Origin of the sequence: Vagococcus zengguangii, assembly GCF_005145005.1 — a bacterium.
GTDB lineage: Bacteria > Bacillota > Bacilli > Lactobacillales > Vagococcaceae > Vagococcus_A > Vagococcus_A zengguangii.
Genome location: NZ_CP039712.1, coordinates 610,263 through 623,879 on the forward strand (window position 1 = coordinate 610,263; position 13,617 = coordinate 623,879).

General features: G+C 37.8%; 18 protein-coding genes. 14 read left to right on the top strand and 4 right to left on the bottom strand.

The genetic code is table 11. The features are described from left to right. Positions 1-107 precede the first annotated feature (107 nt). The 8 genes from yihA (at position 108) to FA707_RS02950 (ending at position 5,189) form a co-directional block, all read left to right on the top strand. Positions 108-695: a ribosome biogenesis GTP-binding protein YihA/YsxC gene (gene yihA, locus FA707_RS02915; RefSeq protein WP_136952813.1), complete on the top strand. Its 588-nt coding sequence runs from the start codon at positions 108-110 to the stop codon at positions 693-695. Positions 696-852: 157 nt separating this feature from the next. Then, positions 853-1,380 carry a YqeG family HAD IIIA-type phosphatase gene (locus FA707_RS02920; RefSeq protein ID WP_136952814.1) on the top strand — a complete coding sequence of 176 codons (528 nt, stop codon included), beginning with the start codon at positions 853-855 and terminating at the stop codon, positions 1,378-1,380. Next, a complete protein-coding gene (gene yqeH, locus FA707_RS02925; protein ID WP_136952815.1) occupies positions 1,377-2,498 on the top strand; it encodes a ribosome biogenesis GTPase YqeH in 1,122 nt (373 codons plus the stop codon). The genes FA707_RS02920 and yqeH overlap by 4 nt, the downstream gene beginning before the upstream one ends. A 17-nt stretch (positions 2,499-2,515) precedes the next feature. Further along, positions 2,516-2,833 carry a ribosome assembly RNA-binding protein YhbY gene (yhbY, locus tag FA707_RS02930; protein ID WP_136952816.1) on the top strand — a complete coding sequence of 106 codons (318 nt, stop codon included), beginning with the start codon at positions 2,516-2,518 and terminating at the stop codon, positions 2,831-2,833. 14 nt (positions 2,834-2,847) lie between these two features. After that, on the top strand, positions 2,848-3,489 hold the full coding sequence (locus FA707_RS02935; RefSeq protein ID WP_136952817.1) for a nicotinate-nucleotide adenylyltransferase: 642 nt from the start codon (positions 2,848-2,850) through the stop codon (positions 3,487-3,489). Further along, positions 3,485-4,078, top strand: a complete 594-nt coding sequence (gene yqeK, locus FA707_RS02940; RefSeq protein WP_136954166.1) for a bis(5'-nucleosyl)-tetraphosphatase (symmetrical) YqeK — start codon at positions 3,485-3,487, stop codon at positions 4,076-4,078. The genes FA707_RS02935 and yqeK overlap by 5 nt, the downstream gene beginning before the upstream one ends. Before the next feature lie 18 nt (positions 4,079-4,096). Next, positions 4,097-4,453, top strand: coding sequence for a ribosome silencing factor (gene rsfS / locus FA707_RS02945; protein WP_136952818.1), 357 nt, complete (start codon positions 4,097-4,099; stop codon positions 4,451-4,453). Between the two features lies 1 nt (position 4,454). Continuing rightward, positions 4,455-5,189: a class I SAM-dependent DNA methyltransferase gene (locus tag FA707_RS02950; RefSeq protein ID WP_136952819.1), complete on the top strand. Its 735-nt coding sequence runs from the start codon at positions 4,455-4,457 to the stop codon at positions 5,187-5,189. Positions 5,190-5,211: 22 nt separating this feature from the next. On the opposite strand, the gene FA707_RS02955 is transcribed toward FA707_RS02950, so the two are convergent. Continuing rightward, on the bottom strand, positions 5,212-5,436 hold the full coding sequence (locus FA707_RS02955; RefSeq protein ID WP_136952820.1) for a hypothetical protein: 225 nt from the start codon (positions 5,434-5,436) through the stop codon (positions 5,212-5,214). A gap of 291 nt (positions 5,437-5,727) precedes the next feature. Here FA707_RS02955 and guaC point away from each other — a divergent pair, with 291 nt between their 5' ends. Then, a complete protein-coding gene (gene guaC, locus FA707_RS02960; RefSeq protein ID WP_136952821.1) occupies positions 5,728-6,705 on the top strand; it encodes a GMP reductase in 978 nt (325 codons plus the stop codon). 28 nt (positions 6,706-6,733) lie between these two features. On the opposite strand, the gene FA707_RS02965 is transcribed toward guaC, so the two are convergent. From FA707_RS02965 to thiD (FA707_RS02975), 3 genes are read right to left on the bottom strand one after another with little or no spacing between them, the layout of a single operon-like run. Next, positions 6,734-7,276 (bottom strand): ECF transporter S component, encoded by a 543-nt coding sequence (locus tag FA707_RS02965; RefSeq protein WP_136952822.1) that lies wholly within the window; start codon positions 7,274-7,276, stop codon positions 6,734-6,736. Beyond that, a complete protein-coding gene (thiD, locus tag FA707_RS02970) occupies positions 7,266-8,090 on the bottom strand; it encodes a bifunctional hydroxymethylpyrimidine kinase/phosphomethylpyrimidine kinase (RefSeq protein WP_136952823.1) in 825 nt (274 codons plus the stop codon). The genes FA707_RS02965 and thiD (FA707_RS02970) overlap by 11 nt, the downstream gene beginning before the upstream one ends. 1 nt (position 8,091) lies before the next feature. Then, the gene (thiD, locus tag FA707_RS02975) at positions 8,092-8,919 is read right to left on the bottom strand and encodes a bifunctional hydroxymethylpyrimidine kinase/phosphomethylpyrimidine kinase (RefSeq protein ID WP_136952824.1); all 828 of its coding nucleotides are present in this window, start codon (positions 8,917-8,919) and stop codon (positions 8,092-8,094) included. A 128-nt stretch (positions 8,920-9,047) separates the two neighbouring features. Here thiD (FA707_RS02975) and FA707_RS02980 point away from each other — a divergent pair, with 128 nt between their 5' ends. The 5 genes from FA707_RS02980 to fabK all read left to right on the top strand — a co-directional run bounded on the left by FA707_RS02980 (position 9,048) and on the right by fabK (position 13,613). Continuing rightward, positions 9,048-10,475, top strand: a complete 1,428-nt coding sequence (locus FA707_RS02980; RefSeq protein ID WP_136952825.1) for an aminotransferase-like domain-containing protein — start codon at positions 9,048-9,050, stop codon at positions 10,473-10,475. 225 nt (positions 10,476-10,700) lie between these two features. Then, a complete protein-coding gene (fabT, locus tag FA707_RS02985) occupies positions 10,701-11,141 on the top strand; it encodes a fatty acid biosynthesis transcriptional regulator FabT (RefSeq protein ID WP_136952826.1) in 441 nt (146 codons plus the stop codon). A gap of 22 nt (positions 11,142-11,163) precedes the next feature. After that, positions 11,164-12,135 (top strand): beta-ketoacyl-ACP synthase III, encoded by a 972-nt coding sequence (locus tag FA707_RS02990; protein WP_136952827.1) that lies wholly within the window; start codon positions 11,164-11,166, stop codon positions 12,133-12,135. A 42-nt stretch (positions 12,136-12,177) separates the two neighbouring features. Continuing rightward, the gene (locus FA707_RS02995; RefSeq protein ID WP_136952828.1) at positions 12,178-12,408 is read left to right on the top strand and encodes an acyl carrier protein; all 231 of its coding nucleotides are present in this window, start codon (positions 12,178-12,180) and stop codon (positions 12,406-12,408) included. Between the two features lie 239 nt (positions 12,409-12,647). Next, positions 12,648-13,613, top strand: a complete 966-nt coding sequence (gene fabK, locus FA707_RS03000) for an enoyl-[acyl-carrier-protein] reductase FabK (RefSeq protein WP_136952829.1) — start codon at positions 12,648-12,650, stop codon at positions 13,611-13,613. Positions 13,614-13,617 lie beyond the last annotated feature (4 nt).

Below are 13,617 nucleotides of genomic sequence, written 5' to 3' on the forward strand. Positions count from 1 at the left end.
CGTTACAAAAGTTGATTGTTGGAAGGCCAGAAAGTGCGATCAAAATCATTGGCGCATCAAGAGACGGACTTCCAACTTTTTTTATGAAGTATAAGAGGTGAAAAAACATGCAAGTAAATCAAGCGGAAATTTTAATCAGTGCGGTAGCACCTAAACAATATCCAGATACAGGCTTACCTGAAATCGCGTTAGCGGGTCGTTCAAATGTTGGTAAATCTTCATTTATCAATACGTTGATCAATCGTAAAAACTTAGCGCGTACCTCAAGTAAACCAGGTAAAACGCAAACCTTAAACTTTTACTTAATCGAAAACCAGTTCCATTTTGTTGACGTGCCAGGTTACGGTTATGCCAAAGTGTCGAAAGCGGAAAAAGCGAAGTGGGGACCAATGATCGAAACGTATTTCACACAACGTGAAGAATTACGTGCCGGTATCGTAGTTGTTGACAGTCGTCATGCACCAAGTAAAGAAGACATTCAAATGTATGAATTCTTGAAATATTACGATATCCCGACTATCGTAGTCGCAACAAAAATCGATAAAATTCCAAGAGGCAAATGGAATAAACATGAGTCAATGGTCAAAAAAGGCCTAGGCTTCCAACCAGAAGATGACTTTATTTTGTTCTCATCTGAAACCAAACATGGTAAAGAGCAAGCTTGGCAAATTATTGAAAAATATTTAGATTTATAGTATTTTTATTAATTGGGACAAATCAAGTTGTGACCAACGGGCTCACAACTTTTTTTATGGCCCTACTAGTTATCAACGAGTGAAAAAATAAGCGGCATGCGCTATAATTAAAGGCAAATGATAGCGAACGACAGGCGCTTATTTGAAAGGAGATTCTATGTTCCAGAAACATAAACCGACCTGGATGTTGGAAGCTATTTACCAACTAACTCCGGAACAATTAGCTAAACATAATATTAAAGGCATTTTAACCGACCTTGATAATACCTTGATTGCTTGGAATAACCCAGAAGGCACAACTGAATTACATCAGTGGATGAGCCAAATGAATGAAGCAGGCATTAAAGTAATGGTCGTTTCTAACAACAATCCTGAACGTGTTCGCAAAGCTGTGGAACCAATCGGCTTAGAATTCGTAGCTAAAGCCATGAAACCTTTTAGTAAAGGGATTAGAGAAGGTGTCGAAAAATTAGGATTAAAGCCTGAGGAAGTTGTGATGGTCGGCGATCAAGTGATGACCGATGTCCGTGCTTCAAACGGAGCGGGCGTTCGTTCGATTTTAGTTAAACCAATCGTCAATACAGATTCTTGGAAAACCCAGTTGAATCGTGCGATGGAAAAAGTGGTCATGAAATCATTAACGAAACAACATCAAGACATGAAGTGGAGAAGTGATTTAGGATGAGCGAAGAATTATTAGAAGAGATTAAATGTATTGGTTGTGGCGCAACCATCCAAACAGAAAACAAAGATGAGTTGGGTTATACCCCTCAATCAGCGCTTGATAAAGGTTTAGAAACAGGCGATGTTTATTGCCAAAGATGTTTCCGATTAAGACACTATAACGAAATCCAAGATATTAGTTTAACTGATGATGATTTCTTACGTTTATTAAATTCAATCGGAAACGAAGACGCGTTAATCGTGAACGTGGTTGATATTTTTGACTTCAACGGTAGCTTAATTCCTGGTTTACACCGTTTTGTCGGTAATAACCCAGTGCTTTTGGTAGGTAACAAAGTTGATATTTTACCGAAGTCATTAAAACGTGGTAAGTTAACGCAATGGATGCGAGAACGTGCGCATGAAGTTGGTTTACGTCCCGTTGATGTTCATTTGACAAGTGGTAAAAAACCAGCTGAAATGGCTGAGCTATTAGCGAAGATTGAAGAATACCGTGATGGTAAAGACGTGTACGTCGTTGGGGTAACTAACGTTGGTAAATCAACAATTATTAACGGGATTATCAAAGCAACAGCTGGCGTGCAAGAATTAATCACAACGTCTCAATTCCCAGGAACTACGCTAGATAAAATTGAGATTCCATTAGATGATGGCCACTTCCTAGTGGACACACCAGGGATTATTCATCAACATCAAATGGCGCATTATTTAAGCAAAAAAGATTTAAAAATTACAAGTCCTAACAAAGAAATTAAACCGAAAACGTACCAGTTAAACGCTGGTCAAACCTTGTTCTTAGGTGGTTTAGCACGTTTTGATTTCATTAAAGGTGAACGCAATTCATTTACGGTTTATATCGAAAACAATTTAGATTTACACCGAACCAAATTAGAAAAAGCCGATGCTTTTTACGAAAAACATGTGGGTGGCTTATTAACACCACCACATCAAGATGATGTAGCGGACTTTCCGGAATTAGTTCGTTATGAATTTTCAATTGACGGTCCAACTGATATTGTTTTCTCAGGACTTGGTTGGATTTCAGTTAAAGGTAAAGCCGTAGTCGCTGGCTATGCGCCAAAAGGTGTAGCCGTAGTCGTCCGTAAAGCATTGATTTAGAGAAGAGGAAAACATAAATGGTCTATTTAAAAGGTAAACAAAAACGTTTCTTACGCAGTCAAGCACATCACTTAAGCCCAATTTTTCAAGTAGGTAAGGGTGGTATTAACGACGCAATGTTAGCACAAATTGACGAAGCGTTAGAAAAAAGAGAATTGATTAAAGTCAATTTATTACAAAATACTGATGAGGTAGCTGAAGACGTGGCAGCAGCGATTGAAGAAACAATCGGCGCGAATGTCGTACAAATCATCGGTCGCGTATTGGTAGTTTATAAAGCATCAAGTCGTGAAAAATATCAACAGCTTTCAGTATTAGTTAACAAAATGAGATAATAGGGGTGACTAGTATGCATCGAATTAATCAATTGTTTTCTGAACCTTTAACGCAAGTCAAGGTCGAAGTAAGTCCTTTAGAACAACGCAAACGAGTGGGCATTTTGGGTGGAAGTTTTAACCCGGTTCATAACGCGCATTTAATGATGATTGACCAAGTGCATCATCAATTAGGATTAGATGAAGTCTATTTGATGCCGACTAACATTCCCCCTCATAAAGAGGGTAAACAAACGCTCGACAGTAAGCACCGCGTTGCTATGTTAGAATTAGCAGTAGCTGAATTTCCACATATTGGTATTGAAACCATTGAATTAGAGCGACATGAAAAAAGTTATACGTTTGATACTATCACGGCATTAACGAAGCGCCATCCGGATGTTGATTATTTCTTTATTATTGGTGGCGATATGGTGGCAGACTTGCCTAATTGGTATCGCATAGAAGAATTAAAACAAATGGTACAATTTGTGGCAGTTCGTCGTCCAGGCTATGAAGTTGAAAGTGATTACCCATTAATTTGGGTCGAAGTACCACAGATGGATATTAGTTCAACGACTATTCGCAACAACATAGCAACCGATTGTAGTGTGAATTTCATGCTACCTTTACCGGTCATTGATTATATCAAGAAAGAAGGCTTGTATCGTGATTAACTATTCTCAAGCGTATATAACGCTGACTCGTGATGAGTTATTAAAACGTGTCGCTTCACAAATGAGTGAGAAACGTTTTAAACACGTGTTGGGGGTGGAGCAATCTGCCTTAGAACTTGCTGATCAGTATGGTGGTAATCTTGAAAAAGCAAGTATTGCCGCGCTCGTTCATGATTATTGCAAAGAGCGTCCCAAAGCTGATTTTCTAGCGTATATGACCAAGTGCTCGTATCCAGTTGATTTAATCAAATTTGGCAATGAAATATGGCATGGTGTGGTTGGTGCCGATATGATTCGTGATGAACTTGGGATTCACGATGAAGAAATTTTAAACGCAGTCCGTCATCATACGACGGGAGCTGCCAATATGAGTCTATTAGAACAAATTATTTATGTAGCTGATTATATTGAACCCGGCCGTGACTTTCCAGGTGTTGATGAAGCACGTGAGAAAGCCAAGACTGATTTAAAAGAAGCAGTTGCCTATGAAACACAAAAAACATTGGCGTATTTAGTCAAAAAAGGTGTGCCAATTTATTCTAGAACGCTGGAAACCTATAACGTTTGGGTGGCACAACTTGAGGCTTAGGCCTAATAGGAGGAACTTATGATTACAAGTGAAGCATTATTAGAATTAACAGTCCGTGCAGCGGATGATAAAAGAGCAGAGGATATTATGGCCTTAGATGTTCGCGGTATTTCTTTATTAGCAGACTATTTCGTGATTTGTCACGGGAACTCTGAGAAACAAGTAAGTGCGATTACATCAGAAATAGTAGATAAAGCACACGAAGCTGGCGTTGAAGTTGGCCGTGTCGAAGGTAAAGATAAAGGTAAGTGGGTTTTAATCGACTTAGGTGACGTGATTGTCCATGTCTTCCACGGAGAAGAACGTGACTTCTATAATTTAGAAAAATTATGGTCAGACGCACCTTTAGTTGAAATCACTGAATGGGTAGCATAAAATGACGTATGAAAATTTTGCCTTCGTTTATGACGAAGTAATGGATACAACGCTTTATGAAGAATGGTTAGATTTTTCAAAGCGTCATTTAAATCCAGATACAAAAGAAGTATTGGAATTAGCCTGTGGTACAGGAGCGCTAGCCGTTGAGTTTGCGAAAGCGGGATATGAAGTCACAGCGCTTGATTTGTCAGAAGAGATGTTGATGGTGGCAAGTGCTCGTGTGGCGAATGAAGATGAGGAATTAGATATTCAATTTGTTCAAGGTGACATGATGGATTTATCAGAAGTCGGAACCTATGATGCGATTACCTGTTTTTCTGATTCGATTTGTTACATGCCAGATCGTCAAGCCGTTCAGCAAGTCTTTGATACGGTTTATGATGCCTTAGAAGAAGGTGGCAAGTTCATCTTTGATGTGCATTCATTACATCAAGTGAATGAAGTGTTCCCAGATTATTCTTATCATTATCAAACGGAAGATTTCGCCTTTTTATGGGACAGTTTCCCAGGTGAAAAAGAAAATAGTATCGAACATTTCTTAACATTTTTCGTTAAAGACGAAGAAAACTTCTTACGTTTTGATGAATTACATCAAGAAAGAACCTATTCAATCGAGAATTATTATACAATGTTAGAAAATGCTAACTTTACTGCGATAGAAACATATGCAGATTTTGAAGATGACATTCCAACCGATGAATCAGCTCGTTGGTTCTTTGTTTGTACCAAATAATAATTAAAACCACAAGAGGCATCTAAGCTTCTTGTGGTTTTTTACATAAATTCGTTATATTGCGAGCGGCTACAATTAAACGACCGTTCAAATCATCAGCTTTTTCGCTGTCATTACTATTACATTGATTAACAGTTACCATTGCTGAAAGATCATAAATTTTTTCTACTATACCAGTGAATTCTTTATTGAATAATGGGCTTTTGCATGTATAACTTTCACCAATAGTTAGTTCAGATATTTCCATAGCTATTCCTCCAAAAAATAGTATAAGTGAATAGTAACACTCCTTATAAGTTTTGTAAAACGTTTAATAAAAAAACTTAAATACTTAAGAAAACGTTAATAATTAAAGGATAACAATTGTTTATAGAACGAATAATAGTTAAGAGTTTGTTAAGTCAATGAGATTATTTACCGATAAGTCTTGCATTAATTCTCTGTATAGTGTAAATTTATTAAGGATAGAAAAACATTTATTGATATTACATGTTTTAATGTTCGTTTTTATCTAATAAAAATAAAGGGAGTTCTCAATATGAAAATTTTCGATTATGAGGATATTCAATTGGTTCCAAACAAATGTATCGTTAACAGCCGTTCGGAGTGTGATACAACGGTAACTTTAGGCAAGTATTCATTTAAAATGCCGGTTGTACCTGCTAATATGCAGACAATCGTGGATGAAACCATTTCAGAATGGTTAGCAGAAAATGGTTATTTCTATATTATGCACCGTTTTGAAGAAGAAAAACGCGCGCCGTTTATCGAGCGCATGCATGCGAAAAATTTAATTGCTTCTATTAGTGTGGGAGTGAAAGATTATGAGTATGGCTTCATTGATGAATTAGCTGAGAAAAAACTAAATCCAGAATTTATCACGATTGATATTGCACATGGACATTCAGACTCAGTGATTTCAATGATCAAATATATTAAAGAAAAATTACCAGAAACCTTTGTTATTGCCGGAAACGTCGGTACACCAGAAGCTGTTCGTGAGTTAGAAAATGCTGGGGCTGATGCAACAAAAGTTGGGATTGGACCTGGTAAAGTCTGTATTACTAAAATCAAAACAGGTTTTGGAACAGGTGGTTGGCAATTAGCAGCCGTTCGTCGTTGTAGTAAAGCTGCTCGTAAACCTATTATCGCAGATGGCGGTATTCGCACTCATGGGGATATTGCGAAGTCTATTCGTTTTGGTGCAAGCATGGTGATGATTGGTTCATTATTTGCAGGTCACGAAGAATCACCAGGTGAAACAATTGTAGTCGATGGCGTTGTGAAAAAAGAATACTTTGGTTCTGCTTCAGAATTCCAAAAAGGTGAGAAGAAAAACGTTGAAGGTAAGAAAATTTGGGTGAATCATAAAGGTTCATTAGCTGATACGTTGAATGAGATGCAACAAGATTTACAATCATCGATCTCTTATGCAGGTGGTCGTGACTTAGAAGCGATTCGTAAAGTTGATTATGTGATTGTGAAAAATTCAATTTTTAATGGTGATACTATTTAATAACGCAAAAAGCGCTAGAATTCAATTTCTAGCGCTTTTTTATGATGTTTTTCAAAATAGGATACATGATACTAACGAAAATCACACTAATGATGGCGTTAATGCCGGTAATATATAAGGTCCCAAAACTACTAGCAACCGCGACATCTAATGTAGTACCTAGCCATAAACTCATCACTAAATTTTTGAAGAAGGTCATGATAATTTTGGCAAGAGCGCCAGTAATAATCGCCATAATATAGTTATATTTATTCGGCTTAAATAGCGTGAAAACGGCCATTGCTAAGCCAGCCACGATGAAACTTTCTAACACGAAATATGGTGCTTCTGTTGCATAGCCGTTTAAAATATCAAAAATCGCAAAACCTAATGAGCCGACAAGTGCACCTGGAACAAACCCCAGTAGCAATGTAGCAAGTAAGAAGACGCTACTACCAAAATGGACAAAGGGACTTCCTACTAGAGCAGGTAATGGAATCCGTATACTAGTAGCAATTGTCACAAGACTTGCAAAAACACCGACTAAAATAATTAATCGTAGCGACCAACGATTCGATTGTTTAACAGTCATTGTCGACCCTTCCTTTGCTTGTTTCACGGTAAGCACCGTGCCAGATGTAGCCTGTTTTTGAGTTTAAGTAGACACCGTGCTTGATACCTTGATGAACATATGCTTTAGAAATCTTGATTGCGGTCAGTAAACTAGCCCCATTAGCTAAATTTGCAGCAATGGCCGCCGAAAAAGAGCAACCCGCTCCATGATTGGTATCTACGTTTAACTTGGGTGAGCAAAAGAGAGTAAAGTCATAGCCGTCATAAAATAAATCACAGGCTTCATCACCAAGAAGTCGAGCGCCACCTTTAATGACCACTGATTTAGGTCCTAGACTTAAAATGTTTTTGGCCGCTTGCTTCATATCTTCTAAGTTCTCGATTGTTACTCCAGTTAATATTTCAGCCTCAACTAAATTTGGGGTGACAATGGTTGCTAGTGGTAAGAGTTGCTCTATCATGCGAGTCAGTAATGATTGTTGCAATAAGTTATCAGTACTTTTAACAGCTGCTACTGGATCAATCACTAACTGTGTTGTAGAGAAATCTTGAAGTTTATCTGATATTAGAGAGACAACTTCAGGTTGGGTTAGTAAGCCTGTTTTCACTACTGGAATATCTCCACCAGAAAAAGCGGTGGTTAATTGATCGTTAATCGTGGTTAAGGGGATAGGAAAGAGGTGATGCTGATTAGTTTCGAAATCAACCGATAAAATACCAGTAATGGTGCTAATACCAAACAGATTAAATTCTTCGAAGGTTTTTAAATCTGCTTGAATACCTGCACCACCACCGGCATCAGAGCCGGCGATTGTCAGGATTTTTTTCGTCATGTTAGTCCTCCACTTGAACGCGGTCTTCCGCGTGGAAAAAGGCACCGTGCCAAACATGACCGACAAACGGATTAATGGTTACGCCATTTTGGATGGCGCTCGTTACGAAGTCTTTTGCTAGTGTGACAGCTTCAAGAGGGGTTAACCCTTTTGCTAAGCCGGCAGTTGTCGCTGCAGCAAACGTACAGCCAGCACCGTGATTATGATTAGTTTCGATTTTTGGACTTCTTAATTCAACAAAGTTTTCACCATCATAAAACAAATCAATGGCTTCGTTCTCGTCAAAGTTCTTGCCGCCTTTAATCACCACGTTTTTAGCGCCTAATGCGATGATTTTTTTAGCTGCGTTTTTCATTTCAGATAATGTTGTAATATCATCCATATCTGCTAAAAATTTAGCTTCTAGTAAATTTGGAGTGGCGACTGTCGCAAGTGGGATTAATTTTTCTTTTAATCTCACCACATTTTCAGGTTGTAATAATTCAGTCGTTCCTTTGCAAGCCATAACAGGGTCAATCACCACATGTTCTACTGCGTATTTTTCAATATAATCAGCTGCTAAATCAATCGTTGTGATATCACCTAGCATGCCTGTTTTTAATGCATTAATGTTTTTACCAGCGAAAATAGTAGTTAATTGTTGCTCAACTAAGGTTGGCTCAATTGGTGTCACATGATGTGACCAGTTAGTTTGAGGGTCCATGGTCACAATGCTAGTGATGGCATTAAACCCGTATACCCCATATTCTTGAAATGTTTTTAAATCGGCTTGTAAGCCAGCACCGCCACTAGAATCAGAGCCAGCAATTGTAAGTACATTGGGAATCATTAGTTACGTCCTTTCTGATGACCATTGTTTTTTATTTAGTTTAGCCGATAAAAGACTTGCTTAAAACATCCAATTACGATATATTGGACCCATCCAATTTTAGCGTTTTGTATAGGAGGAAGGAAATAATGTTTGGAAAACTAGATCGTACGCTTAATCAACCGTTATATCAGCAATTGATGATCCTTATTAAGAAAAAAATTCAAATGGGTGAATTGGTGGCTGGCGACCGATTACCATCAGAACGTCAACTTTCCGAACTGTTAGAGGTTAATCGCTCAACGGTTATTAGGGCGTATGATGAGTTAGCCGTTGAAGGTGTACTGACACGTAAAAGAGGTAGTGGTACACTTGTTAGTCGAGAGACATGGTTACAAACGCCACGTCAGCTGAACTGGAAAAAATATTTGGCTGTTAACGAACAAGTTACAACACCTGCCACTCATTATAAAAAGCAACTACAAGATAAGGTACAACTCAATCCGTCATCAATCATCGATGGTTATACGGGAGATCTACCACAGCAAATGATTCCCTCATTTAATTTAACAGAGATGAAATGGCACGACTTTTTGGCTGCAAGTAGTGATCAAGAACCTTTTGGGTTAATAAGTCTTAGACAAGCTCTGTCTAACTATATTAATCAACAATTTGGTTATAAAATGAAGCTAGAAGAACTTTTGTTGACAGCTGGTGGGCAGCAAAGTTTGTTTTTTATTATGAATGCTTTATTGCAATCAGGTGATACGGTAGCGGTTGAAGCACCATCATATTTTTATTCATTACCAATGTTTGATAATTATGGCATCAGGACCGAAGCGATTCCTCTAGACTCAGAAGGGATAAATTTAAACTACTTTGAAGCGTTACTGGAGTATCAAGCGATTAAGATGCTTTTTGTTACCCCAAATTATCAAAATCCTACTACTATTACCATGAGTTTAGAGCGCAAAAAAGCGCTAGTTGCCTTATGTGAACGACATCAAATTATTATAGTAGAAGACGATGTATATGGGTTATTAGGTTATCAAGATCAACATCTTCCTTTATTAAAGTCATTGTCCCCGGATAATGTGCTTTATGTTGGTTCCTTGTCAAAAGTACTTGGAAAAACCATTCAACTTGGCTGGATTAATGCGCCCAGTCGAGTGTTAGAAGCACTCATTAAAGTGCGGGAAGAGTGGGAGCAACCGTTATCTATTTTTCCACAAATGCTAGTGAGTCAATTGATGGCAGCGCCTGAATTTTCTTTATTAGTTGCCAATTTACGCCAGGAACTTTTTCAAAAAGTCTCTACATTGTATCAGCTAGTGACATCTGAATTAGCCAATCAATTTAGCGTTAACTTACCGAGTGGTGGTTATTATTTATGGTTAACGTATCAGGGACGCCTCTTAACAATTAGTGATTGGCAATTTTTACTTGAGCAAAATATTTTAGTGTTTCCAAGTTTTTTACTGACTGAGCATGCTCAAAGTATTAGAATTAATGTTGCTAACCTATCAGAAGAACAAATGAAAATACTTGTAAAGGCATTGAAAAACCATTTTGAATAAATGATTAAACTTATGAAACACGCCACATAATCGGCGGTTTTGTAAGTTTTTATTTTTTATCACAATCTATCGATACAACAGCGATTTAAATGCATAAAGAACATTTTATGAAAAAAATACTTGCAATCTTTTTTATTTTAAAATATACTTTGACTATCAAATGATTTGACTATCAAAGTATTCGATAGTCAAAGTATTTTGAAAAAATTCATGAAGGAGTTTCAAATGGGAACAGATCTTGATTTAATTAATTCCGCTTTAGTGGCTGTCTTTAATGACATCTTAACCATTGAGGAATCTGAATTACGAAAAAGTCAATTTGACGATATATCAATCAAAGAGATGCACACTATTGAAGCGATTGGACTTCATAATGAACGCACGTCATCTGAGGTTGCTAAACGTTTATCAGTAACAGTTGGGACGCTAACCGTTGCGATTAACAATTTAGAGAAAAAAGGTTACGTCGAACGTGTTCGATGTGAATCGGACCGTCGAGTAGTAAGACTTAAACTGACGAATCGTGGCCGTTTATTTTATCGTGTGCATGCTCATTTCCATAAAAAAATGGTAGAAGCTGCGTTAGCCGATATGGATGAAGATGAAAAAAATGCCTTAATCAAAGGATTAGGAAATTTACACAATTTCTTGAAAAAAAGCTATTAAGTAAGGATTAAGGAGATGCTAGATGAACTATTCACGTATTACGCAATGTGCTCATTATGCGCCAACAACTGTCGTTCATAACGACGATTTGGCAAAAATGATTGATACGAGTGATGAATGGATTTATCAACGAACCGGCATCAGACAACGCCATGTTGTAACGAATGAGAACACCTCTGATTTGTGCGAAAAGGTAGCGTACCAGCTACTTGAAAAGAGCGGTTTAACAGCAGAAGAATTAGACTTTATCATTATTGCAACGGTGACACCTGATTATCAAATGCCTTCAACAGCTTGTCTAGTACAAGGGTTGATAGGTGCAACGAAGGCTTTTGCTTTCGATGTGACCGCGGCGTGCTCAGGTTTTGTCTATGCACTAAGTTTAGCCGATAAATTAATTCAGAGCGGCACTTATCAAAGAGGTCTCGTGATTGGGGCAGAAACAATGTCAAAAATCATCGATTGGACAGATCGTTCAACCGCCGTGTTATTTGGCGATGGTGCAGGTGGCGTCTTATTAGAAGCTAGCCCAACTCGTCACTTTTTAGCCGAGCAGTTACAATCTGATGGCAAACGTGCGCAAAGTTTAACAGCGGGTTATCAAAATAACCAAAGTCCTTTTGCAACAACGACTGAGTTAATTAAAGAGTCGATTGTCATGGATGGTCGCCAAATTTTCGACTTTGCTTTAAAGGATGTTTCAAAAAATATCCGACAAACAATTGAGAGATTAGAAGAACCGACGATTGACTATGTCTTAGCGCATCAAGCAAATAAACGCTTATTAGATGCCATGGCCAAGAAAACTAAACTACCTAGAGAAAAGTTTTTAGATAATATGGAATTTTTCGCTAATACTTCAGCAGCTTCGATTCCTATTTTGCTTTCAGAAGCAATTGAACAAGGAACGTTGAAGCTAAACAGTGGACAACATATCCTATTAACAGGATTTGGTGGCGGTTTGACCTGGGGTAGCCTGGCAATCAAACTGTAAAATAAAAAATAATATGATGTAAATATAATGGAGGAAATTATTATGACAACTTTTAACAAAATTCAAGAAATTATCGTGGATCAATTAGGGAAAGAAGAAGAAGAAGTACAATTAACAACAAACTTCCGTGAAGAGTTAGAAGCAGATAGCTTAGACTTATTCCAAATTATTAATGATATTGAAGATGAATTTGACGTAAAAATTGAAACAGATGAAGGTCTGAATACAGTTGAAGACTTAGTAAAATTCGTAGACAGCGAGTTAGCTAAATAGTCAGATGAAAGCATAAGGCTTAGAAGCTTGCTTCTAAGCCTTTTTCATTAGAATCAAGTATTAATAAACCAGGTAATGAATAGGGTATGAGGATAGTTAAATAAATAGCTTTATATTTTTGAAATAGCAAATGAGCATTCTTGTAGTGGAATGGCTATTATTCTATTTTCTAAACTAGACCTAATGATTAAATGAACTATCGTGTCAAATTCATTAACCAAACATGAGAAGGTGAAAAGATGAAGAATTCGAAGTTATGCCAAATGTTAGGCATTGAGTACCCAATTATTCAAGGTGCGATGGCTTGGGTGGCAGAAGCCAACCTTGCAAGTGCCGTATCTAATGCGGGAGGATTGGGGATTATTGCATCAGGTCACGCTCCTAGAGAGTTTGTAAAAAGCCAAATCGACAAAGCTAAACAATTAACTGATAAACCATTTGGTGTCAACATTATGTTAATGTCACCATTTGTAGAGGATATTGTCGATTTAGTTTGCGAAGAGCGAGTGAAAGTTGTGACTACTGGTGCTGGTTCACCAGGGAAATACATGGAAAAATTTAAAGCAGCTGGCATCACTGTTATCCCAGTAGTTGCTTCAGTTGCATTAGCTAAGAGAATGGAAGCTGATGGTGCACATGCAGTTATCGCTGAAGGCATGGAAGGTGGCGGTCATATTGGTAAAACAACTACGATGGCCCTAGTCCCTCAAGTCGTTGATGCCGTTAATATTCCAGTAATTGCTGCAGGTGGAATCGGTGACGGTCGTGGTGTCGCAGCTGCGATGATGTTAGGCGTTGATGCTGTACAATTAGGGACACGTTTCTTAGTTGCGCAAGAATCAACGATTCATGAAAACTATAAAAAAGCTGTTTTAAAAGCGAATGATACAAGTACAGATATTACTGGTTTAGCAACTGGACATCCTGTGCGAGGGTTAAGAAATAAATTAACCCGTGAATATAACAAAACCGAGCGTATTGAAGCGGGTAAAGAAAATCCAAATTGGGAACTTTTAGAAGATTTGGGTAAAGGAGCGTTGAAGCGTGCCGTTGTTGATGGCGATACGAAAAATAGCTCAATGATGTCAGGTCAGATTGCCGGCATGGTGAATAAAGAAAATCAAACGTGCCAACAAATTGTTGAAGAGTTGATGACAGAATGTCAGACAGTGATCAAGCAAAACATGGCCGCTTGGGTTGAATAGAGGA